The following is a 23,234-nucleotide window of genomic DNA, read 5'->3' as shown; positions in this document are numbered from 1 at the left end:
AGATCGGGCCGCGCACACGGCCCCGTTTCACCAACAGGGCGGCAAACATTGAATACCTATCTGGACCAGATCAAAGCTCATGCCGACCCCGTACGCGCGAGCCAAATGGCGGCCTATCACAAGGTCGACCGCCCCTATCTGGGTGTCGCGAACCCCGTTCTGAACGACCTGACGAAAGAATGGCGTCAAGACCTGGATGTATCTGAGCGCGTGGAGTTGGCGGATGCCTTGTGGCAGACCAATATACACGAGGGCCGTCTGGCCGCAGCCAAACTGCTGACCCAGGCCCGCATTCGGCCTGATGGGGCGGTCTGGGATTTACTGCACAGCTGGTTGCCCGATTTCGACGCCTGGGCTGCGGCCGATCACGCCTGCATGGCGATGCAAAAACGTCTGTCAGCCGACCCAACCCGGTTGGATCAGGTGGAAATCTGGACGACTTCCGATCATATGTGGACACGGCGCGCAGCGCTGGTGGCCACCCTTCCCTGGACCAAGCAGAATCACCCCAAACCCGACGATCTGGCACGGCGCGACCGCATCCTTGGCTGGGCGGCAAGCTATGTGCCGGACCGGGACTGGTTCATTCAGAAAGCCATTGCTTGGTGGCTGCGTGACCTGTCCAAACACGACGCTGAACGCGTCATCGCGTTTCTGAAAACCCATGGTGACGCGATGAAGCCTTTCGCCCGCCGCGAAGCCGGAAAACACCTGAAAGATCAGTTGGAATAGACCTCAAGTTCAACCAATTCGTCGAATGGCAACAACAAGGCCCGCATCGCATCCAGAGACAACCGACTGCCGCCGCTTTCGGGCCCTGGCGCTGGAACCAGCGTAATATAAGCCTGCGAGCCGGTTCTGGGAACGACCACGCGACCGGTGAATTCGACGTCGACCAGCGGAGTTTCCAACCAACGACCCGGCGTGGTCGGATCGCCCAATCCGGCTATGGTCGTCTTTGCGCCCACCCAGCCGGCAGCATTGGCCGCAACGGGTTCTGGTTCAACTGCTTCCTCTGTCACAACCTCTTCGACCACGACGTCTTCAGGTTCAGAAGGCGTCTTTTCGCCCCCAAAGACCCGATTTGTCGTGGACCGTACGGTGTCGCATCCGGCCACCAGAATACACAAAGCGAATAGCATATATCTCATGCCATCAACCTATCGCCCTGTGCGCATCTGTACCAGCGCAAAGGAAACTTCGCCCTTGTCGCAGGCAGGTCGCGGCTTTACCTATGTCGCATGACTGCTCCGCTTATCGACCCATTCGCACGTGCGATCACCTATCTCCGCGTCTCTGTTACGGACCGCTGCGATTTCCGCTGTGTTTACTGCATGTCCGAGGACATGAAGTTTCTGCCAAAGAAAGACCTGCTGACGCTGGAAGAGCTGGACCGCATGTGCTCGACCTTTGTAAAGTTGGGGGTTGAAAAGCTGCGCATTACCGGTGGTGAGCCGCTTGTGCGCAGAAATATCATGACGTTTTTCAACAGCATGACGCGCCATCTGGACAGCGGCGCGTTGAAAGAGCTGACGCTGACCACCAATGGCTCGCAGCTGCACCGTTTTGCCGATGACCTGTACGCGGCAGGTGTGCGCCGGGTAAATATCTCGCTGGATACGCTAGACGAAGATAAATTCGCCGCGATCACCCGCTGGGGCCGTCTTAAACAAGTGTTGAACGGCATCGACGCGGCGCAGAAAGCCGGGCTGAGGATAAAGATCAACGCGGTGGCCCTGAAGGGCTTTAACGAAGAAGAATTGCCGACGATCACGAAATGGTGTGCTGAACGCGATATGGACCTGACCTGGATCGAAGTCATGCCCATGGGCGATATCGGCAATGAGGATCGTCTGGATCAATACTGGTCGCTCAAGGACGTTCGTAAGGAATATGAGAACCATTATTCCGTGACCGATCTGGCAGAACGCAGCGGCGGGCCAGCGCGTTATGTTCGCCTAGAGGAAACCGGCCAAAAGATCGGCTTCATCACCCCTCTGTCGCATAATTTCTGCGAAAGCTGCAACCGCGTGCGCCTGACCTGCACTGGTGAGCTGTTTATGTGTCTGGGCCAAGAGGACATGGCTGACCTGCGTGGTCCACTACGCGATCACCCCGATACAGAGCAACCACTCGAAGACGCAATCCGCGCGGCGATCAACCTCAAGCCCAAGGGACATGATTTCGACTATTCCCGTCAGGCGGTCGACGGCAAGATGAGCCGTCACATGAGCCACACAGGCGGCTGACGTGCCGGACCAGATGGGCCGACCGACGCTGCTGTATCATCTGTATTGCGGCCTGACCTCTGTTGCGGGACCGTTCGTCTGGCGCACCGTACGGAACAAACTGCAAGCCGCGGATGTACCCGAGACCCGGCAGCAGGAACGCCAGGGCCATGCCGGCCTGCCCCGCCCCGACGGCCAGCTGATCTGGTTCCACGCCGCCAGCGTTGGTGAAACCCTTTCGGTCATCAGCCTGATCAAACGGTTGGGGGAACGTCTGCCGGATGCCGAGTTTCTGATCACCTCTGGCACGCCAACCTCGGCCGCTTTGATCGAAAAACGCATGCCGCCGCGAACGCGCCACCAATATCCGCCGCTGGACACGGCTGGCCCCGTGCGGCGCTTTCTGGACCACTGGCGCCCGAATGCCGGTATTTTCGTCGAAAGCGAAATCTGGCCCCGTCTGATTGTCGAAGGTGCCAACCGTGGCATGCCCTTGGCTCTGCTCAACGCACGCCTGTCGGACAAATCCGTCGAAGGCTGGAAGAAACGCCCGGACACAGCCCGGTTCATTCTGGATCGTTTTCGCTTGTTCCTGACCCAGAACGACAAGACCGCGCAAAACCTAATCGTGATGGGCGCGCCCGCTGATCGTGTACAGCCGGGCACGAACCTTAAGGCCATGTCTGACCCCTTGCCGATTGATCAGGCCACGCTGTTCGACATCCGCGCACAGATCGGCGCCCGCCCCGTCTGGATCGCCAGTTCGACACATGCCGGTGAAGAGGAAACCGTTCTTGCCGCCCACGCAGAGCTGCTCAAACGCTGGCCCGACCTGCTGCTGTTGCTGATCCCGCGCCACCCTGAACGCCGCGCCGAGGTCGCCAGTCTGGCAACCCAAGCGGGGCAAACTGTGGCCATTCGATCGAATGACGACAAGATCACCGACAAAACGCAGGTCTACATGGCAGATACGCTGGGTGAAACCGGCACATGGTACGCGCTGTGCCCTATTGTGTTCCTTGGCGGATCACTGAAAGAGATCGGCGGCCACAATCCGTTCGAACCGGCACAGGCGGGTGCCGCTGTAATCACCGGCCCCGGCTATTTCAACTTTGCCGAAACATTCGCCCCGCTGATCGAATCCGGCGGGGCGCTACAAGTTCAATCTGCTTCCGAACTGACCGAGGCCGTGGAAACCTGGCTATCGGATCAAACCACGCTGGACACAGCCCGTACGGCTGCGAAATCCTGCGTAAACACCCAACAATCGGCGCTGGATGCAATCGTCGAGACGCTATGCACCGAACTCAGCTTAACTGGGTCGGGTTCAACGTCATCTGACTAAGTACGTACCGGGTAGCGCGAGGGGCTGGCCCCTCGCCACCCAACGCCAAGATCAGGCCGCCGGCATCCGCTGTTCGACAATCTCAGCCCACCAGCTGCACCCTGCCGGAATGGCCTCGTCGTTGAAGTTGTACTCAGGATGATGCACCGCCGCCGTGTCGCCATTGCCAACCAGAATATACGCCCCCGGCCGTTCTTCGAGCATAAAGGCGAAATCCTCGCCGCCCATGATCAACGGTGCCTCGTCGCAATTACCCGCCACCGAACGTGCGACATCCGCTGCAAAGTCGGTCTGCTCGTCGCTGTTTACCATCACCGGATAGCCCAAGTAATAGGTGACATTGGCCGTTCCGCCAAACGTCGCCGCGATTCCGTTGCAAATCTCTTTGATGCGCTTTTCCGCCATTTCCCGCATTTTTGAACTCATCGTTCGGACGGTACCTTTGATCTGTACCGTTTGGGGGATGACGTTAAAGGCGGTGGTCGAGGTTTCAAACGACGTAACTGAAACCACGACCTGATCCACCGGATCTGCATTGCGCGACGCCACCGTCTGCAATGCCAGAACCGCCTGCGCCGCCATCACGGTTGTATCGACTGTCTCATGCGGTTTGGCCGCGTGACCGCCCTTGCCCTCAAAGGTGATATCAAATTGATCTGTGGCCGCAAAGAACGCACCGGGACGAATAGCAAAACTGCCTACCGGGCGACCCGGCCAGTTGTGCATGCCATAGACCTCTTGGATGCCCCAACGGTCCATCATGCCGTCCTCGCACATCTCGCGGCCTCCGCCGCCACCCTCTTCGGCGGGTTGAAAGATCACCACGACGGTGCCGTCGAAATTCCGCGTTTCCGAGAGGTATTTCGCCGCGCCCAGCAGCATCGCCGTATGCCCGTCATGGCCACATGCGTGCATCGCCCCATCGGTCTTGGAGGCATACTCCAGACCCGTCGCCTCATGTATCGGCAGCGCGTCCATGTCGGCCCGCAGACCGATCACCTTGCCCCCCGTGTCAACCTTACCTTTGATCACCCCAACGACCCCGGTGCGACCAATTCCGGTGACAACCTCATCACAGCCGAATTCCGTCAGCTTCTCAGCAACCAGTGCGCTGGTGCGGTGCGTTTCGAATAGAATCTCGGGGTTTTCATGAATATCGCGCCGCCACCCAGTGATTTCACTCTGCAATTCGGCAAAACGGTTTTTGATCGGCATAGTCTTCTCCCATCTTTTTTCTTTGCCCCGGCTTTATCCCGGCGCGGAATTCTTAAGTCAGTCCAAAGACGCAGGCCGCAGCGCGCCGGACAGCAGGACAATCAGGATGGCCAAGGGCAACAAAACCATGAATGCCAATCGTAATGTAAGCATCTCGGCCAAAATCCCAATAAGCGGTGGGCCGATCAGTAACCCTCCGTACCCCAGCGTCGCCACACTGGCGATGGCCTGCCCCGGCGGCACATGCGGATCATTGGCTGCCCGGCTGAAGGCCAGCGGCATGATCACAGCATAACCAACCCCCATCAGGGCAAAACCCGCCAAGGCCAATCCCGCCTCTGATGCCGAGACCACACCGAACACGCCAAGTGCCGCGCAAATGCCTCCAAAACGGGCCGTTGCGACAGGACCAAACCGCGCGATTGCAAATCCGCCAGCCAGCCGAAACGCCACCATCGTCACCGAAAACACGGCATATCCCAACGCAGCGACGCTTTCGGCGGCACTGGTCACATCGCGCAGGAATATTGCACTCCAATCCGCCACGGCACCTTCCCCCAAAGCACCGCACAGCGCAGTGAACCCAACCAATATCAACGCACCGGACGGCAGGGCAAAGACACTGCCGTCATGTGAGACAGCTCTGCGCGACGTCCACTTAACCCAGGACAGGGCCAGCGCCAGCGCCACGACAACTCCGCCAGCCAGTAAAAAGTGCTGCATCACTGTCAGTCCCAGCTGCACCGCCCCGAATCCGCTAAGCGCCCCCAACCCGGCGCCCAAACTCCACATCGCGTGGAACGAGGACATGACTGGTTTGTCATAGGCTTGCTCGACCTCGGCGGCCCAGGCGTTCATGGCCACATCCATTGAACCGTGAAAGGCACCGAATACGAACAGGAACCCCGCCAGCGCCCAGAACCCATCGGCCACGGCCAACAGAATCAGAGACAACGTGTACAGCACCGCAATAACCCGCGTGATGGCTACGGCCCCGAACCGATCAGACAACCGCCCCGTCACCGGAAAGGAACACACAGCACCCGCTGCCATGAACAGCAGACCATAGCCCAATGCCTCATGCGTCAATTCCAGCCTGTCCCGCACGGCTGGAATGCGAGATGCCCAAATGCCAAACAGCGCACCGTTCAGGATGAACATGGCAGCCACCGCCCGCCATGCAGACATAATTCCGATCACAGAAAACTCCCACGCGCAGTTTGCTGTTCCTAAAGCGCCCTAGGTAATTCGCAATTGTGGGCTATTGCAAACGCTTTCGAATCTGACGGATGGCAACCCAGACGCACAGAATGACAGGGATCGTCACAACCGAAGTCAACCGTCCCTGACTGATCCCATCCTCGGTCAGCGGGTAAAGAAAGTCACTGACCAGCGTCACCGCGTAGAAACTGATAGCTACCACAGACAGCCCTTCGACGGTGTGCTGTAGCCGCAGCGCAATCTGGGCACGCCGATCCATGCTTTCCAGCAGTGCCTGGTTTTGCGCACTGCGTTCCACATCGACCCGGGTACGTAACAATTCTCCGGCACGGATCGCCCGATCGGACAAAGCCTGCAGGCGGCGCTCGGTGGATTTGACGGTTCGAATGGCTGGATCATACCGGCGCATCATGAAATCGGCGAAACTCTGACGGCTCTCAAACCGCTCTTCTCGCAGCACTTCGATCCGCTGGTTCACGATAGCCTCATAGGCCCCCGTCGCCCCAAACCGAAAGGAACACTGGGCGGACAGCGTTTCCAGCTCGGTCGAGGTGGACAATAGATCGGGCAGCAGTTCATCTGGGTGGGCCGCGTTGTCGGTCATTTGCCCCATCAACTCGGTCAGCCTACCGTCCAATTCACCGATACGTGGGGTCAGCTGTTTGACGCGGGCAAACCCAAGCATTGACATTGCTTTATAGGTCTCGATCTCACACAAACGCTGAATGATCCGCCCCGTCCTGCGTCGCCCTGTGCCCTTGCTGACAAACATCGCAAAGCGCATGTGCCCGGCCGGATCGATACGGAAATCACTGGCACAAATGGCGGTATCGTCCAGCACCCGGGCCACGGCAAGGCTTTCAGGCTCGAACCAGTTCCCCAGAGAGGACCGGACCGCTTCGTCGTCCTGGCGTTCAACCACGCGGAGCATGGCCGACGTCACCCTCTGCCCTGGGCTGGCCATCAACCAATCAGGGGGAAAGACTTCGAAATCTGCCGGGTTGAAGGGGCGATCGCTGACATTTTGTGTAATCGCAGTGTAAGTAACGAATTCGGTATGCTGTTCCCATTTCAACCAATGACGGCCAATCTGACCAGCGTAATGCGTCGCCTCCGGCTGCGGATGTTGTGCACCGTGGCGATCCAGCAGATTGATCAGATGGGCCAGATCCTCATCCCGGTCCCGTGCCACGGCTGTATCTGGCTTCTTGATCGCCAAGAACACCACCGTGCACGGCGTCGCGGCCACCGGAAAGGGACGCGCGTGCAGTTCATTGGCCAGCGCATAGCGCAGCGGGTGATCATCAATGGGCGTCATGCAGAGCTCCGTTTTGTCCGGGGCACTATACGCCACCTCAAAAATACATCAATTCTCTTTTTATTTCATATACTTAAGTGGATACGGCTGTATACATTCCATCTATCTCATTGATTTGGCTGCCACAGCTCGATCGGATTGCCCTCGGGATCGTGAATGCGGGCAAACTTTCCCACCTCACTGGCCCACTCAGCACGTGTTTCTACGGTGATCCCGGCGGCCTCAAGCTGCGCTATCAGTGCCGCCAAATCGTCTACTCGGAAATTGATCATCCATTGCTGATCTGCGCGGCCGAAGTATTCCGTAATTTCGGCAAATGGGGCAAAGACAGTAAACCCTTCGCGCTGCTACCAGGGCAAAGGATCGTAATGATTGACGCCCAAGTGTTTCTCATACCACGCGCTCAACGCGTCTGGGTCGCGGGCACGAAAGAACACACCACCTATGCCGTTTACTTTCTGCATGGCTACTCTCCTGACACCCACCACGTCAGACCAGTCTATCACAATCCGCCTGCTTCATCTGGCTACAAATATCCCCAAGGTCCGGAGGCAGAGCCTCCTTCACTACAAATAAGAAAAGGGCGCCCGAAGGCGCCCTTTGCAATTTGGTTACACCCCAAGCTCAGTCGATCATGGGCAGAAGCTTGTCCAAGCTGGCCTTTGCGTCGCCATAGAACATGCGGGTGTTTTCCTTAAAGAACAGGGGGTTTTCGATGCCCGAATACCCGGTGCCCTGGCCGCGTTTGGACACGAACACCTGTTTCGCCTTCCAGCATTCCAGAACCGGCATGCCGGCGATGGGGCTGTTGGGGTCTTCCTGTGCCGCAGGGTTCACGATGTCGTTCGAGCCGATGACGATGGCCACATCCGTTTCGGGGAAGTCGTCGTTGATCTCGTCCATCTCCAGCACGATGTCATACGGCACCTTCGCCTCGGCCAGCAGCACGTTCATGTGGCCCGGCAGACGGCCCGCGACCGGGTGGATCGCAAAGCGCACGTTCTTGCCCTGGGAGCGCAGCTTGCGGACCAGTTCGGATACGGACTGCTGCGCCTGCGCCACGGCCATGCCATAGCCGGGGATGATGATGACACTGTCAGCATCGTTCAGCGCTGCGGCCACACCATCGGCCTCGATGGCAATCTGCTCACCCTCCACGGCCATCTGTTCGCCCTGCGGGCCACCAAAGCCGCCCAGGATCACGCTGACAAAGTGACGGTTCATCGCCTTACACATGATGTAGGACAGGATCGCACCGGACGAGCCCACCAGCGCACCAACCACGATCAGCAGGTCGTTGCCCAACGAGAAGCCGATCGCCGCCGCAGCCCAACCCGAATAGGAGTTAAGCATCGACACAACCACGGGCATGTCGGCACCGCCGATTCCCATAATCAGGTGATAGCCAATGAACAGCGCGGCCAGCGTCATCAGGAACAGCGGGAAGAAGCCGCCGGTCGAGGTGTACCAGACCAAGCAGATCAGCGAGAGACCTGCAGCCGCCGCATTTAGCGCATGACCGCCCGGAAGCTTGGTCGCCGCCGATGTGACCTTGCCGGCCAGCTTGCCATAGGCCACGACCGACCCGGTAAAGGTGATCGCACCGATGAAGATGCCCAGGAACAGTTCGACATGCAGGATTGCCAACTCAGCCGAGGTTTTCTTGGCAATCAGCTTGGCGAATGCCCCCAGATCAGAAAGGTCCGCTTCTTTTGCGCTGTCGGCAATGGCCATGACCTGCGCCACGTTGCCAATCTCAAAATGCGCGTTGAAGCCGACGAACACAGCCGCCAGACCAACCAGCGAGTGCATCGCAGCCACAAGCTGCGGCATCTCGGTCATCTGCACGCGTTGTGCGACGTACTGACCGATCAGGCCACCGCCCGCAATCAGCAGCAGCGACAGCAGCCACAGCCCCGAACCGGGACCAACCAGCGTGGCAAAAACCGCCAGCGCCATACCGACGATGCCATACCAGACCGCGCGCTTGGCACTTTCCTGGTTCGACAATCCGCCGAGCGAAAGGATGAACAGAACAGCCGCAACAACGTAGGCGGCAGTAGTGAAGCCAAATTCCATGTGCCCGGCCTCCTTAAGATTTCTGGAACATGGCGAGCATGCGCCGGGTTACGAGGAAGCCGCCGAAGATGTTAATCCCGGCCATGAAGACAGACAGCGCCGCCAGCAGAATAACCAGGAACGACCCCGATCCGATCTGCATCAAGGCCCCAACAATGATGATCGACGAGATCGCGTTGGTGATCGCCATCAGCGGTGTGTGCAGGCTGTGAGCAACACCCCAGATCACCTGGAAGCCCACAAAAATGGCCAGCACAAAGACGATGAAGTGCTGCATGAAGCTGGCCGGGGCGATCAGCCCCACCAGCAGCATCAGCGCGCCACCAACACCCAACAGGGTGAACTGCTGTTTGGTCTGCGCCTTGAAGGCCGCAATTTCCTGCGCCTTTTTCTCTTCCGGGGTCAGTTCCTTGACCTCGGGTTTTTTCTGTGCCGCAATCGCCTGCACCTTGGGCGGTGGTGGCGGGAAGGTGATCTCACCCTCATGGGTCACGGTCGCGCCGCGGATCACGTCATCTTCCATGTCGTGGTTGATCTGACCATCTTTCTCAGGGGTCAGGTCCGTCATCATGTGGCGGATGTTGGTTGCATAAAGCGACGAGGACTGCGCCGCCATCCGGCTGGGGAAATCGGTATAGCCGATAATGGTCACGCCATTATCGGTGACAATCTTCTCATCCGCGACGGTCAGCTTACAGTTGCCGCCCTTTTCTGCTGCAAGGTCGACAATGACCGAGCCGGGCTTCATCGCCTCGACCATATCCTTGGTCCAAAGCTCGGGCGCTTCGCGGTTGGGGATCAGCGCCGTGGTGATGACGATGTCCATCTCCGGGGCCAGTTCACGGAACTTGGCCAGCTGTGCCTCGCGGAACTCGTCCGACTGGACGCTGGCATAGCCGCCGGTGGCCGCGCCGTCCTGCTGGTCTTCTTCAAAATCCAGATAGACGAACTCGGCGCCCATGGATTCGACCTGCTCGGCCACTTCGGGGCGCACGTCGAACGCGTAAGTGATCGCACCCAGCGAGGTCGAGGTCCCGATCGCCGCCAGACCGGCAACACCGGCCCCTACGATCAGCACCTTCGCAGGCGGCACCTTACCGGCCGCCGTCACCTGACCGGTGAAGAACCGGCCAAAGTTGTTGCCCGCCTCGATCACCGCGCGGTAACCGGCAATATTGGCCATCGACGACAGCGCATCCATTTTTTGTGCGCGGGAAATACGCGGCACCATCTCCATGGCGATGACGTTGGCGCCCTTGGCCTTAGCCGCTTCCATCCCTTCTTCGTTCCCTGCCGGGTTGAAGAACGAAATCAGCGTCTTACCCTTGGTCAGACGCTTCAGCTCGGTTGCGTCGGGTTGACGAACCTTGGCAACAATGTCGGCCTCTTTCCACAGCGCAGCCGCCGTCTTGACGACCTCAACGCCTGCAGCCTCATACGCCGCATCCGAAAAGCCCGCAGCAGCCCCAGCGCCTTTCTCAATCAGGCACTCATAGCCCAGTTTCTGCAACTGCACCGCAGAGTCCGGCGTCATCGCAACCCGGTTCTCGCCCTCATATTTTTCCTTCGGTGTGCCTATCTTCACTGGCAGTCCCCCTAGTTCTCACTCAAGCTGAGCGGGTGGTCGGTATTCTTCGTTAAGCAAACATGTATCTTGCGCAACATTATTTCGCAAGTGCAGCATTCACGATATGATATTATCGGTCTGTCCATCCTAAACCCACCGTCGGGTTTTACGTTCATAACGGGCAAAATCCGCGTGAAAAGTACGGCGCAGGCGATCTTCTTCGGGCAGAATGAACCGGCGCTCAAGCACCCAGACGAAGATTGGGATAAGGATCAGAGACAGCACAGCATCAAACCGTAAAACCAAACCAGCCAGAATCAGAACATCGCCAACATAGATCGGGTTGCGGCTGCGTTTATAAATGCCTGACTGAACCAGCGCCGAAGGTGTTTCGTGCGGGATAACGGTTGTTTTGTGACGGCGAAACTCCATAATCGCCAATACGGCGAGCAGAATGCCGCCCCCGATCAGCAACCCGCTTAACAAGTCAGTCAGTCCACCGTCCAGCGACAAGCCCAGGGGGAAATGACGCGCCTGCAGCCAGGCCAGAAAAGCGAACCCAACAAGCCAGACGGGCGGTATGTCGATCCGGTGCATGCGCATCCCCGCAACTGACAACATGCACAGGCATGTCGTTTCTGGCCGATGTCCTACCGCTTTCGAACCGAATTGGCAAAAGCTCAGGTTGTCGCATCAATGGACAGGCCGATACGGATCGGCTAGGCCGAAAGAAAGCAACACAACACAAAGTAGTGAGCCGCCCATGACCGACTTTGCCGCGACCAAAGCCATGTTCGATCTGCCCGAGGATGTCATTTATCTGGACGGCAATTCGCTGGGTCCGTTGCCGCTGGCTGCCAGTGATCGTGTCAGTGACATGATGGTCAAGGAATGGGGCCAGATGCTGATCACCGGCTGGAACAAGGCCGGATGGATGGGTTTGCCGACCGGCCTGGGCGACCGCATTGGCCGTCTGATCGGCGCGGAACCCGGGACGGTTGTGACCGGCGACACCCTGTCGATCAAAGTGTATCAGGCCGTGGCATCTGCGCTGGAACTGTGCCCGGACCGCAAGGTGGTCCTGTCGGATAACGGCAACTTCCCGTCTGATTTGTATATGGTGGACGGGCTACTACGCTCGCTGGGGCCGGGTTATGAACTACGCGTTGTCGCACCCGAGGACGTGGCCGCTAACATAACCGACGACGTCGCCGTGTTGATGCTGACCGAGGTGGACTATCGCAGCGGGCGCATACACGACATGAAGGCGCTGACCGAACTGGCACATGCAAACGGGACGGTCACTGTCTGGGATCTGGCCCATTCCGCCGGAGCTATCCCAGTGGACCTGTCCGGCTGCAACGCCGATTTCGCGGTGGGCTGCACATATAAATACCTTAACGGGGGCCCCGGTGCGCCAGCCTTTATCTATGTCGCGCCACGCTTGACAGATCGCGCCCGTCCGGCCTTGTCAGGTTGGCTGGGGCACGAGGCACCCTTCGCCTTCGACCTGGACTACCGCCCCGGCAGCGGGATCGAGAGGATGCGGGTCGGCACCCCTCCGATCCTTCAAATGACCGCCCTGTCCGCCGCGATGGACATCTGGGACATGGCGGACATGGCTGATGTGCGCGCCAAATCCATCGACTTGACCGAGTTGTTCATAGCCCGTGTCGAAGGCACCTGCCCTGAGTTGGAACTGGCCAGCCCACGTGATCCGCAGCAGCGCGGCAGTCAGGTCTCGTTTCGGTTTACTGAAGGTTACGCCGCCATGCAGGCTTTGATCGCGCGCGGCGTGATCGGAGATTTCCGTGCGCCGGATATCATGCGCTTCGGGTTCACGCCTTTGTATATCGACGCGAGGGACGTTGAGCGCGCTGTCGAAATCTTGGCTGACATTATGCAAAACCGTTTATGGGATGCACCGGAATTCAAAGTGCGGCAGCGGGTTACCTGACCTCAAGCCCCGCACCGATCAACGCCGCGATCTGCGCAACCTGCTGTTCATAGACCTCTGCACCTGCACCGATCAGCTTGAGCCCCTTAAGCGTGGCCGTAATCGTCCGACCAGTCTCGGCCGCACCGGACAGTAGGCGCACCCGCCCGGCCCGTTCTTGTAGTGTCAGCCAATCCGCGTATAGCCCTGACAGTTTAGCCTCACCCTCCGCGATGATCTCGGCGGATAAGGATTTGGTGTTGTCCAGCATCTCAAGCCCATGAGGCGAGGCCAGTATCGCTGCCATCCCTGCCGTCTGCGCCTGAATCGCACTGGCTAGAACCTCGGACACTGAACCTGACGTTGCCAGCGCCTCGGCAACAGCCGCGCATTTTTCGACATAGTAGACTTCGGTCAGTTTACTGACGATCGCCTCCTTATTCTTGAAATACAGATACAGCGCCGGCCGGGACATCCCCGCCCCCTGCGCAATGTCATCCATCGAGGTTTTTCGGTACCCATAGGCGGCAAAAGCCTGAAAAGCCGAGTTCAGGATGGTTTTTTGCCGTAAATCGTCAACTGCTTCCGTCATACCAGAACCTCTGACATTTTTTGTAAATTTTGTCAATTGACACACTGACACTTTGCGCTAAATATGTCAGCAACCAGCCACAGCCAGATGAGGTGCGCCATGGCGACCACCCTGAAGATTAACGGTAAGCAACATCAGGTTGACCTGCCCGATGACGTCCCCTTGCTTTGGGTCTTGCGCGATGAGGTCGGCCTGACCGGCACCAAATTCGGCTGCGGCGTGGCGGCCTGTGGTGCCTGCACGGTTCATATTGATGGCGAGGCTGTACGCTCGTGCCAGGTGAGCCTGTCGGATGTTTGGGGCGATGTCACCACGATTGAAGGTATCGGGACGCCGGGTACGATGGCGACAATCCAGCAAGCCTGGGTCGATCATCAGGTGGCGCAGTGCGGATATTGCCAGTCGGGCCAGATCATGCAGGCCGCTGCGTTGCTGGCTGAAAACCCTGCACCTTCGGACGCCGATATTGATGAGGCGATGCAGGGCAACCTGTGTCGTTGTGGCACCTACCCCCGTATCCGCGCTGCGATCCATGACGCGGCTGGCAAACTGAAGGAGGCGTAACTCATGGCTTCTGTTGGTAAAATCCTTCGCCGCACTTTCCTGATCGGCTCGGCCGCAATTGTCGGCGGCGTAGCATTCGGCGCCTATTATGTCAGCCGCCCCGCCGCGAACCCGCTAAAACCTGGCGAGGGTCAGGCGGCGTTGAACCCGTTTGTCCTGATCGACCAAAACGGCGTAACCCTCTTTGCACCGCGCGCTGAAATGGGTCAGGGCGTCAAGACCACATGGGCCGCGCTGATTGCCGAGGAATTGGACGTGGATCTGAACCAGATCACTGTGCTGCACGGTCCGGCGGCAGCGGCCTACTATAACTCTGCCATGCTGGGGGAAGGTTTGCCCAACAAGGGTTATGACATCTCGGACTTCCAGCACAATCTGGGCGAAGCGCTGGGTGTGCTTGGCAAAGCTCTTCACCTCCAGGTCACGGGTGGTTCGACATCGATGAAGGATGGGTTCGAGCGGATGCGTCAGGCCGGTGCCTCGGCCCGAGACACGCTCAAACGCGCTGCGGCCCTTCGTTTGGGTGTTGACCCGTCGGAACTGGGAACTGCCGCAGGGCATGTCATCGCGCCAAATGGCGACAAGATTGCCTATACCGACTTGGCCGTAGACGCCGCCGGACTTGAACCGGTCGAAGTGCCCCTTCGCGATCCGTCCGAATGGCGTTATCTGGGCCAAACCCAGCCGCGTCTGGACATGGTCGAAAAGGCAACTGGTACCGCCGAGTTTGGCGTCGATGTTCGCCTGCCGGGGATGAAATTCGCGGCCGTGCGCATGAACCCCAAGCTGGGCGGCGCGATGAATGGTTTTGACGACAGCGCCGCGCAATCCATGCCGGGGGTCGAGAAAATCGTTGATCTGAGCACAGGTGTCGCCGTGATTGCCAACAACACGTGGCTCGCCAATCAAGCAGTCGAGGCCATCGACGTGGATTGGGGTGACGCCCCCTACCCGCCCGAGACGGATGGCATTTTCACCAAGATCGCCAATGCGTTTGATGACTCGGCGAATTCGACAATGCGCGACGATGGCGATGTCAGCGTCACACCCGAAGGCGCAACCGAGATTACCGCAGAATATCAAGTGCCCTACTTGGCCCATGCCACGATGGAGCCGATGAACGCCACCGCGCTGTATACCGGCGATGCGTTGGAGCTGTGGTGCGGCAATCAGGCCCCAACCCTGATCCGGTTCCGCGCGGCCAACACCGCTAATCTGGACACCGAAGCGGTACAGATCCACACCACATATCTGGGTGGTGGGTTTGGTCGCCGGGGTGAACTGGATTTCGGCGAGATTGCCACCAAGGTTGCCATGGCCATGCCCGGCACCCCGGTTCAGACGACCTGGAGCCGCGAAGAAGATATGCGCCACGACTATTACCGCCCCGGCGCCATTGCCCGGATGCGCGGGGCAGTGCAGGACGGCAAGGCAGTTCTGATTGACGGCAAAGTTTCGGCGCAATCCTGCACGCAGCAGGCCGTGACGCGATATACTGGCATGCCTGGTGCCGGCCCGGACAAGGTTCTGGTCGAAGGTTTTTTCAACCAGCCCTACGCGGTGCCGAACTACCGCATGAGCGGCCACATCCCCAAACTTGACGTCCCCGTCGGGTTCTGGCGGTCGGTCGGCAACAGCCATAACGGCTTCTTCCACGAAACCTTCATGGATGAGATGGCTTATGCCGCGGGCCGCGACCCGCTGGAATTCCGGTTGGAACTGATGAAGGGTGAACACGCCCCCTCGGCCGGTTGCCTCGAAGCAGTGCGCGAGATGTCCGGATGGACCGGGCAGACACCGGACGGCGTGGGGCGCGGCGTGGCGTTCACCTACAGTTTCGGTACTCCGGTCGCACAAGTGATCGAGGTGGTAGACGAAGACGGCACCATCCGCATCAACAAGGCGTGGATTGCCTGTGATATGGGGCTGGCTCTGGACCCCGAGAACGTCAAAGCGCAGATGTTCGGCGGCATGATGTATGGTCTGTCAGCAGCCTGCTACGGCGAGATCACCTTTGCCGAAGGTGAGGTCGAGCAATACAACTTCCCCGACTACGATTCGATCCGAATGCATACTGCTCCGCAGGTTGAGGTGCGTGTGCTGGAAACCAACCGCCACATGGGTGGCGCGGGCGAACCCGGAACGCCGCCGTCAATGCCGGCGCTTGGCAATGCGTTGTTTGATCTGACCGGAGAACGCGCCCGAAAGCTGCCTCTGAATCAGCAGTTTGATCTGTTGATTTGATTGAAATGCGCCGGTCCCCTTTGTGGATCATCGCGACATTCACGCCCGTTGCTGTACCAGACTGGCATCCGAACTGGTGGCCCATGCCCGTACGGCGGCACCGAATGCCTCGAACAAAGGTCGGGAAACGGGATCGTACATTGCATCCCATTCAGGGTGCCATTGCACCGATAGAGTAAAGCCTGGTGCATCCTTGATATAGATCGCCTCGGGCGTACCATCAGGCGCGTGGCCGTCGATGACAACACGGTCACCGACCGTCTTGATACCCTGCCCGTGCAAAGTGTTAGTCATCACTTCGGGCGCGCCGAATAGTTGGTGGAATACGCCACCTTCGTCCAGTGTCACCACATGTCGCAAGGCGAACTTCTCTTCCAAAGTCCCGTCCGGGGGCATGCGGTGGTTCATTCGACCCGGCAAATCGCGTATTTCAGGGTAGAGCGTGCCGCCCATGGCGACGTTGACCTCTTGAAACCCGCGGCAGATGCCCATGAAGGGCTGACCACGCTCGACACAGGCGCGAACCAAAGGCAAAGTGACCGCATCCCGCGCCCGGTCGAACTCACCATGCGCGTCAGTGGCGTCCTCGCCGTATTCTTCGGGATGTACATTCGGGCGCCCACCGGTCAGCAGGAACCCGTCGCAGACCTCAAGCAATTCCTCAACCGTGACAAAGCGCGGGTCGGATGGGATCAGCAGCGGCAGACAATGCGAAACATTAGCCACGGCCTCAGAGTTCATCGTTCCACCCGCATGGGTAGGGTATTCATCGTTCATAAGGTAAGAGTTGCCGATGATACCGACGACAGGTCGAGACATTCCGCATTCCTTGCAGTTTCTGTAACTAACAGGGAAGCTATCCTCAGCAGAAAGAACGTGCAACAGAACACGCCCTGCATGACGGCGCAAGGACGTGTTCAACTGCGCACAAGACATTCGGGCTATACGGCAAATGTTGGAACAGAATTACAAATGATACCAAGTTTTTGAGAGTTTTTCCCTATTCTCTGGAAAAACCAGCACCACAGGCTGATCGAAATCAGGCTTCTCCGGTCAGGCCTGCCCCCTCGACCCCGGTCATACCCGCAACGACATCATTGTCCGATGTGTCGCCTGTCACACCAATGGCCCCGATCACTGCGCCCTTGCGATCACGCAGCAAAATTCCCCCCGGAACCGGCACAACCTGACCACCATAAACGCCGTTCACCGCATTCATGAAATAAGCCTGAGCTTCGGCACGTTGCATTTGCGCAGTGCCCGCCATGCCCAGCATAACCGACCCATAAGCCTTACCATGCGCTATAGCGAAACGGCCGGGCGCTGCGCCATCTTCGCGTTCAAACGCGATGACGTGCCCACCCGCATCCAAGACCACGACCGAGAGCGGCTTCAGCTCCATCTCGCGGCCTTTTTCAAGAGTTTTGCGAATGATCGTGCGGGCTTTGCGCAGAGAAATGGTCATGGTGTGTCCTAACGTTTTTGCGAAGTTAAAGGCTGGCTTTCAGTTCAAGACGGCGCGCATGCAGAACCGGCTCGGTATACCCCGAAGGTTGAATACGTCCCTTGAATACCAGATCACACGCGGCCTGGAAGGCGATCCCGTCGAACCCCGGCGCCATCGGCGAGTATTCAGGATCATTTTCGTTCTGACGGTCCACCACGGCAGCCATTTTTTGCATCGCAGCCATCAATTGTTCTTTACTGACGACACCATGATGCAGCCAGTTGGCTAGTGCTTGCGAGGAAATCCGGCAGGTTGCCCGATCCTCCATCAGACCCACATCGTTGATATCCGGCACTTTCGAGCAGCCCACGCCCTGATCAATCCAGCGCACGACATATCCCAAAATGCCCTGAGCGCTGTTTTCGATCTCACGCGTGATCTCATCTTCGCTGAGGTTGCGGCCATCCAGCAGCGGTATCGTCAGCAAATCCCACAACGTGCCACGGGCGCCACCAGCGGCCAGTTCGTCCTGACGGGCCAGAACGTCGACCTTGTGGTAATGCGTGGCGTGCAGGGTCGCAGCGGTCGGTGACGGCACCCAGGCGCAGGTCGCGCCGGATTGCGGATGGCCGATCTTGGCCTCAAGCATCTCACCCATACGGTCGGGCATCGCCCACATGCCTTTACCGATCTGGGCCTTGCTCTTCAGGCCGCAAGCCAGACCGATATCGACGTTACGGTCTTCGTAAGACGCAATCCAGGGCGTGTTCTTGATGTCGCCTTTGGGCAGCACCGGACCTGCTTCCATCGAGGTATGAATCTCGTCCCCCGTCCGGTCCAAAAAGCCGGTATTGATGAAAGCCACGCGCGATTTCGCAGCTCGGATACATTCCTTGAGGTTGGCCGAGGTGCGGCGTTCCTCATCCATGATGCCCAGTTTTACGGTGTTGCGCGGCAGACCGAGAATGTCTTCGACCAAGTCAAAAATCTCGACCGAGAATGCCACCTCTTCCGGCCCGTGCATCTTGGGTTTCACCACGTAAACCGACCCGTTGACCGAATTGCCGCCTTCGCGCTGCAGATCGTGCATTGCGATCACAGTGGTGCAGAGCGCATCCATTAGACCTTCACCGGTCTCATTGCCGTCGGCATCCAGTACGGCGGGGTTGGTCATCAGGTGACCCACGTTACGCACCAGCATCAGCGAGCGGCCTTTCAGCGTTGCCTGCTCTCCATCTGCGGTGGTGTAATCGACATCCTCTGCCAGCTTGCGGGTGAAGGTATTTCCGCCTTTGGAAACCTCTTGCGTCAAGTCACCTTTCATCAGGCCCAGCCAGTTGCCATAGGCCACAACCTTGTCTTCGGCATCAACACAAGCAACCGAGTCTTCGCAGTCCATGATCGTTGACAAGGCCGCTTCGACGACCACATCGGCGATGCCTGCCGGGTCGGATGCGCCGATCGTGCTGGACGGATCGATCACGATTTTGACGTGCAGACCGTTGTTCTTCAGCAGTACGAATTCGGGGTTTTCAGCGGCGCCGCCATATCCAACAAAACGCGAGGGGTCCGCGAGCGCGGGCACCTGTGCCCCGTTTTCCACACGCAGTCCCGAGACATCCGCCCACGAACCGCTGGCCAGCGGTGCAGCGTCATCCAGAAAACCTTTGGCCCAGGCGATCACCCGTGCGCCGCGTTCAGTGTCATATCCTTTGCCAGTGGGAAGATCACCCATCGCATCAGTGCCATACAGCCCATCATACAAACTGCCCCAACGGGCGTTCGCAGCGTTCAGGGCAAAACGGGCATTGGTAATCGGAACAACTAACTGCGGCCCGGGGATTGCTGCGATTTCGGGATCGACATTTGCCGTTTCAATCTGGAAATCGGGACCTTCTTCTACCAGATACCCGATTTCTCGCAGGAATGCCTCGTATGCGGCGGCATCATGGGCCTGCCCCTTGCGTTCCAGATGCCAACCATCAAGACGGCTTTGAATTTCCGACCGCTTAGCAAGCAGTTCCCGATTTTTTGGGCCAAGCTCATCAACCAAGCGGGCGAAACCGGACCAGAACACCTCGGGCGTGACACCTGTTCCAGGCAATGCCTGATTTTCGATGAAATCCGCCAGCTCCCAGGCAATCTGCAGCCCTTTCCGGGTTTCTCTGCCGCTCATAAGTCAATTCTCCCGCATTGTGTACGTTGGCATGCAGGCGTCAATTAGTGCGAAAGTTTCCGATAGGCAACAGACCCCTCAAGTTTCCGGTGGAATTTGAAGACCAAATTGACCTGCCTGGCGGCTCGGAATACCCAGCATCGGCTTGCGGCTGAAAAGTGATCCCCATAACGTCACGCCAGAACTCAACCGATACGAGGCCCCCGATGCGTGACGCTGCCCCCACCACGATCTATCTGAAAGATTACACGCCTTTTGGCTATCTTGTGGACAGCGTGCATCTGACCTTTGATCTGGCAGATCATGCCACACGCGTTACGTCTCGTATTGCGTTCCGCCCCAACCCCGAGGCAACGGATCGTACGTTTTTTCTGCATGGCGAAGACCTGACCCTGATCCGGGCGGTTGTTGACGGGGTCGAAGTCACCCCCAATGTCACCGACAAGGGCCTGACTGTTGAAGTCCCCAATGCACCCTTCATTTGGGAGGCCGTCGTCGAGATCGACCCCGGTAACAACACCGCGCTTGAGGGCCTGTATATGTCGAACGGCATGTATTGCACCCAGTGCGAGGCTGAAGGTTTCCGCAAGATCACCTATTACCCCGACCGGCCCGACGTGATGTCCGTGTTCACCGTACGCATCAACGGTGACTTGCCGGTCTTGCTGTCCAACGGCAACCCCTCGGGCAAGGGAGAGGGCTGGGCTGAATGGACCGACCCGTGGCCCAAACCCGCCTATCTGTTCGCGTTGGTCGCAGGCGACCTGATCGCCCATCCCGGTCAATTCACCACCATGTCGGGCCGTGACGTGGAACTGAACCTCTGGGTGCGCCCCGGAGACGAAGGCAAATGCGCCTTTGGGATGGAGGCGCTGAAAAAGTCGATGAAATGGGACGAAGACGTCTACGGCCGCGAATACGATCTGGACGTGTTCAACATCGTGGCCGTTGATGACTTCAACATGGGCGCGATGGAGAACAAGGGGTTGAACATCTTCAACTCTTCCGCCGTTCTGGCCAGCCCCGAAACCTCGACCGATGCCAATTTCGAGCGGATAGAGGCAATCATTGCGCATGAGTATTTCCACAACTGGACCGGCAACCGAATTACCTGCCGCGATTGGTTCCAGCTGTGTCTGAAAGAGGGCCTGACGGTGTTTCGCGATGCGCAGTTTACGTCCGATATGCGCTCGGCCCCGGTGAAACGCATCCATGATGCGATCGACCTGCGCGCACGGCAGTTCCCCGAGGATAACGGTCCGTTGTCACACCCGGTTCGCCCTGAAAGCTTTCAGGAAATCAACAACTTCTACACCGCGACTGTTTACGAAAAAGGCGCCGAAGTCATCGCCATGCTCAAGCGGTTGGTGGGGGAAGAGGCCTATGCGCAGGCGCTGAACCTCTATTTCGACCGTCATGACGGGCAGGCCTGCACCATCGAAGACTGGATCAAGGTGTTCGAGGATACGACCGGTCGCGATCTGACCCAGTTCAAGCGTTGGTACAGCCAATCCGGCACGCCGCGCATCTCAGTTGCCGAAGACTGGCAGGATGGCACCTATACCCTGACCCTGTCACAAAGCACCAAGCCAACACCCGGCCAGCCCAAGAAACTGCCGCAGGTGATCCCCGTCGCCGTGGGCCTGTTGGGCCAGAACGGGGACGAAGTGCGCGCCACCGAAGTGTTGGAGCTGACCGAAGCCGAGCAAAGCTTTACTTTCACTGGACTGGCAGCAAAACCTGTGGCCTCGATCCTGCGCGATTTTTCGGCCCCGGTCATTCTGGAACATGACCACACGGATGCCGAACGCGCATTTTTGCTGGCCCACGACACCGATCCGTTCAACCGTTGGCAGGCAGGGCGGTCGCTGGCGCAAGATACGCTGCTGCGCATGATCCGCGAAGATGCAGCGCCGGGAACGAACTATCTGGATGGTATGTTGGCCGTGCTGCGTGACGGCGATCTGGACTCAGCCTATCGCTCTTTGATGTTGGGTCTGCCAACGCAATCCGAACTGGCTGCGGCCTTGTTTGAAAGTGGTAATACCCCTGATCCGATGGCGATATGGACCGCCGTCGAAACCCTGCGCCAAGCGACCGCACAGCATGTGCAGGACCTGCTGCCAAGGCTGCACAGCGAAACACTGATCGACGCGCCGTTCAGCCCCGATGCTGATCAGGCCGGCAAGCGGGCACTTGGTGGCGCAGTACTGTACTTGACTTCGCGGCTGGATGGCGGTGCCAAAGCGGCCGAGGAATACGCAGCAGCCGACAACATGACCCGCCAACTGACCGCCCTGTCTTGCCTTTTGCGGGCGGGCGCGGGCCAAACCGAACTCGCGGACTTTTACAGGCAGTGGCAGCATGACCGGCTGGTTGTCGATAAGTGGTTCGGCCTGCAGGTGACAACGGCCTCTCCTGAAACTACGCCGGATGTTACGCGCACATTGACCGAGCACCCTGATTTCAATTGGAAGAACCCCAACAGGTTCCGGGCAGTCATGGGGGCGTTGGCGATGAACCACGCCGGGTTCCATCGTGCGGACGGGGCAGGATATGCGTTGTTGGCAGACTGGCTGATCAGGCTGGACCCGGTTAACCCCCAGACCACCGCCAGGATGTGTTCTGCCTTCCAGACCTGGAAACGCTATGACACCGACCGTCAGGACCTGATGAAAGCTCAGTTGACGCGTATCGCCGACACACCGAACCTGTCGCGGGATACAACGGAAATGGTGTCTCGCATCCTCGGCGTATGACCCCGTTTACTTTCCAACGCCACAACAGGACCCCACGCGCCGTCGTGATCCTGATGTGCGTCTACGCGGGGCTGATCGCGTTGGTTATTCTGTTCGATGCGGCGTGGTGGCTGGTTGGGTTGCTGAGCTTGCCCACCCTGCCCGCCCTTTGGGACATTGCGCATGGCACAAGTGCCGGACTAACCCTGGATCACCGCGCAATACGATGGTTTTCAGGCAACCGCGAGGCCGAGGTTGCCTTGGCCGATATCGACCATGTCCGGCTCGACACGCGCTGGGACTTTTCCGTGCGCACGTCACTGGTTCTGGCCTCGGGCAAGCGGATTCGGCTGCCGGATGAAGCCACACCACCCCACAAGACCCTTGAAACTGTCCTGCAAGACGCCGGATTACGGGTTGAACGGCACCATTTCACCGTTTTCTGAAACAATCAGTCGGAAAAGGACCAATTCCCCCGGCCTGTCACGCATCACCCCCCAAAAAGCTTGAATTTGAGGCGATTTTCGGTCAAAGTTTCAAGCTAACTTACCAGTTTTTTACGGT

At 58.6% G+C, this 23,234-nt stretch carries 21 protein-coding genes; 8 read left to right on the top strand and 13 right to left on the bottom strand.

Going from position 1 to position 23,234, the window contains the following annotated elements:
* The first annotated feature begins 48 nt into the window (after positions 1-48).
* Positions 49-732, top strand: a complete 684-nt coding sequence (locus ACR0B0_RS01740) for a DNA alkylation repair protein (protein ID WP_480646153.1) — start codon at positions 49-51, stop codon at positions 730-732.
* Here the strand turns inward: ACR0B0_RS01740 and ACR0B0_RS01735 are convergent.
* Positions 720-1,151: a hypothetical protein gene (locus tag ACR0B0_RS01735; RefSeq protein WP_480646151.1), complete on the bottom strand. Its 432-nt coding sequence runs from the start codon at positions 1,149-1,151 to the stop codon at positions 720-722. The genes ACR0B0_RS01740 and ACR0B0_RS01735 overlap by 13 nt on opposite strands.
* 90 nt (positions 1,152-1,241) lie before the next feature.
* Between ACR0B0_RS01735 and moaA the strand changes: the two genes are divergently transcribed.
* Positions 1,242-2,249 (top strand): GTP 3',8-cyclase MoaA, encoded by a 1,008-nt coding sequence (gene moaA / locus ACR0B0_RS01730; RefSeq protein ID WP_170348111.1) that lies wholly within the window; start codon positions 1,242-1,244, stop codon positions 2,247-2,249.
* Positions 2,250-2,262: 13 nt separating this feature from the next.
* Positions 2,263-3,573 (top strand): 3-deoxy-D-manno-octulosonic acid transferase, encoded by a 1,311-nt coding sequence (locus ACR0B0_RS01725; RefSeq protein ID WP_480646754.1) that lies wholly within the window; start codon positions 2,263-2,265, stop codon positions 3,571-3,573.
* A gap of 51 nt (positions 3,574-3,624) precedes the next feature.
* On the opposite strand, the gene ACR0B0_RS01720 is transcribed toward ACR0B0_RS01725, so the two are convergent.
* From ACR0B0_RS01720 to ACR0B0_RS01685, 8 genes are all read right to left on the bottom strand, one after another.
* A complete protein-coding gene (locus tag ACR0B0_RS01720) occupies positions 3,625-4,788 on the bottom strand; it encodes a M20 aminoacylase family protein (RefSeq protein ID WP_480646149.1) in 1,164 nt (387 codons plus the stop codon).
* Positions 4,789-4,845: 57 nt separating this feature from the next.
* A complete protein-coding gene (locus ACR0B0_RS01715) occupies positions 4,846-5,988 on the bottom strand; it encodes an MFS transporter (RefSeq protein WP_480646147.1) in 1,143 nt (380 codons plus the stop codon).
* 61 nt (positions 5,989-6,049) lie between these two features.
* Entirely contained in the window at positions 6,050-7,327 is a 1,278-nt protein-coding gene (locus ACR0B0_RS01710; RefSeq protein WP_480646145.1) for a DUF3422 family protein, read from the bottom strand.
* Positions 7,328-7,434: 107 nt separating this feature from the next.
* On the bottom strand, positions 7,435-7,635 hold the full coding sequence (locus tag ACR0B0_RS01705; protein ID WP_480646752.1) for a VOC family protein: 201 nt from the start codon (positions 7,633-7,635) through the stop codon (positions 7,435-7,437).
* 39 nt (positions 7,636-7,674) lie between these two features.
* Positions 7,675-7,791 (bottom strand): VOC family protein, encoded by a 117-nt coding sequence (locus ACR0B0_RS01700; protein WP_480646143.1) that lies wholly within the window; start codon positions 7,789-7,791, stop codon positions 7,675-7,677.
* A gap of 160 nt (positions 7,792-7,951) precedes the next feature.
* Positions 7,952-9,406, bottom strand: a complete 1,455-nt coding sequence (locus ACR0B0_RS01695; protein ID WP_480646141.1) for an NAD(P)(+) transhydrogenase (Re/Si-specific) subunit beta — start codon at positions 9,404-9,406, stop codon at positions 7,952-7,954.
* A 13-nt stretch (positions 9,407-9,419) separates the two neighbouring features.
* The gene (locus tag ACR0B0_RS01690; protein ID WP_170348102.1) at positions 9,420-10,991 is read right to left on the bottom strand and encodes a Re/Si-specific NAD(P)(+) transhydrogenase subunit alpha; all 1,572 of its coding nucleotides are present in this window, start codon (positions 10,989-10,991) and stop codon (positions 9,420-9,422) included.
* Positions 10,992-11,120: 129 nt separating this feature from the next.
* Positions 11,121-11,570: a methyltransferase family protein gene (locus ACR0B0_RS01685; RefSeq protein WP_170348100.1), complete on the bottom strand. Its 450-nt coding sequence runs from the start codon at positions 11,568-11,570 to the stop codon at positions 11,121-11,123.
* 166 nt (positions 11,571-11,736) lie between these two features.
* Here ACR0B0_RS01685 and kynU point away from each other — a divergent pair, with 166 nt between their 5' ends.
* Entirely contained in the window at positions 11,737-12,930 is a 1,194-nt protein-coding gene (kynU, locus tag ACR0B0_RS01680; protein ID WP_170348098.1) for a kynureninase, read from the top strand.
* Here kynU and ACR0B0_RS01675 read toward each other — a convergent pair.
* A complete protein-coding gene (locus ACR0B0_RS01675; RefSeq protein WP_480646139.1) occupies positions 12,923-13,501 on the bottom strand; it encodes a TetR/AcrR family transcriptional regulator in 579 nt (192 codons plus the stop codon). The genes kynU and ACR0B0_RS01675 overlap by 8 nt on opposite strands.
* 99 nt (positions 13,502-13,600) lie before the next feature.
* On the opposite strand from ACR0B0_RS01675, the gene ACR0B0_RS01670 reads away from it, so the two are divergent.
* Positions 13,601-14,065, top strand: a complete 465-nt coding sequence (locus ACR0B0_RS01670; protein WP_170348095.1) for a (2Fe-2S)-binding protein — start codon at positions 13,601-13,603, stop codon at positions 14,063-14,065.
* A 3-nt stretch (positions 14,066-14,068) separates the two neighbouring features.
* On the top strand, positions 14,069-16,309 hold the full coding sequence (locus tag ACR0B0_RS01665; RefSeq protein WP_480646137.1) for a xanthine dehydrogenase family protein molybdopterin-binding subunit: 2,241 nt from the start codon (positions 14,069-14,071) through the stop codon (positions 16,307-16,309).
* A 39-nt stretch (positions 16,310-16,348) separates the two neighbouring features.
* On the opposite strand, the gene ACR0B0_RS01660 is transcribed toward ACR0B0_RS01665, so the two are convergent.
* From ACR0B0_RS01660 to ACR0B0_RS01650, 3 genes are all read right to left on the bottom strand, one after another.
* Positions 16,349-17,128 (bottom strand): gamma-glutamyl-gamma-aminobutyrate hydrolase family protein, encoded by a 780-nt coding sequence (locus ACR0B0_RS01660; RefSeq protein WP_170409172.1) that lies wholly within the window; start codon positions 17,126-17,128, stop codon positions 16,349-16,351.
* A 220-nt stretch (positions 17,129-17,348) separates the two neighbouring features.
* On the bottom strand, positions 17,349-17,774 hold the full coding sequence (locus tag ACR0B0_RS01655) for a GlcG/HbpS family heme-binding protein (RefSeq protein WP_170348089.1): 426 nt from the start codon (positions 17,772-17,774) through the stop codon (positions 17,349-17,351).
* A gap of 25 nt (positions 17,775-17,799) precedes the next feature.
* Positions 17,800-19,932 carry a malate synthase G gene (locus tag ACR0B0_RS01650; protein WP_480646134.1) on the bottom strand — a complete coding sequence of 711 codons (2,133 nt, stop codon included), beginning with the start codon at positions 19,930-19,932 and terminating at the stop codon, positions 17,800-17,802.
* 206 nt (positions 19,933-20,138) lie between these two features.
* Between ACR0B0_RS01650 and pepN the strand changes: the two genes are divergently transcribed.
* Together pepN and ACR0B0_RS01640 are read left to right on the top strand one after the other, a co-directional pair.
* Positions 20,139-22,691: an aminopeptidase N gene (gene pepN, locus ACR0B0_RS01645; RefSeq protein ID WP_480646132.1), complete on the top strand. Its 2,553-nt coding sequence runs from the start codon at positions 20,139-20,141 to the stop codon at positions 22,689-22,691.
* A complete protein-coding gene (locus ACR0B0_RS01640) occupies positions 22,688-23,116 on the top strand; it encodes a hypothetical protein (protein ID WP_170374568.1) in 429 nt (142 codons plus the stop codon). Before pepN ends, ACR0B0_RS01640 begins: the two co-directional genes overlap by 4 nt.
* Positions 23,117-23,234: the final 118 nt, after the last annotated feature.

It is taken from the genome of Ruegeria sp. BA12, assembly GCF_056539625.1.
This window is presented reverse-complemented; position numbering and strand designations above follow the sequence as displayed.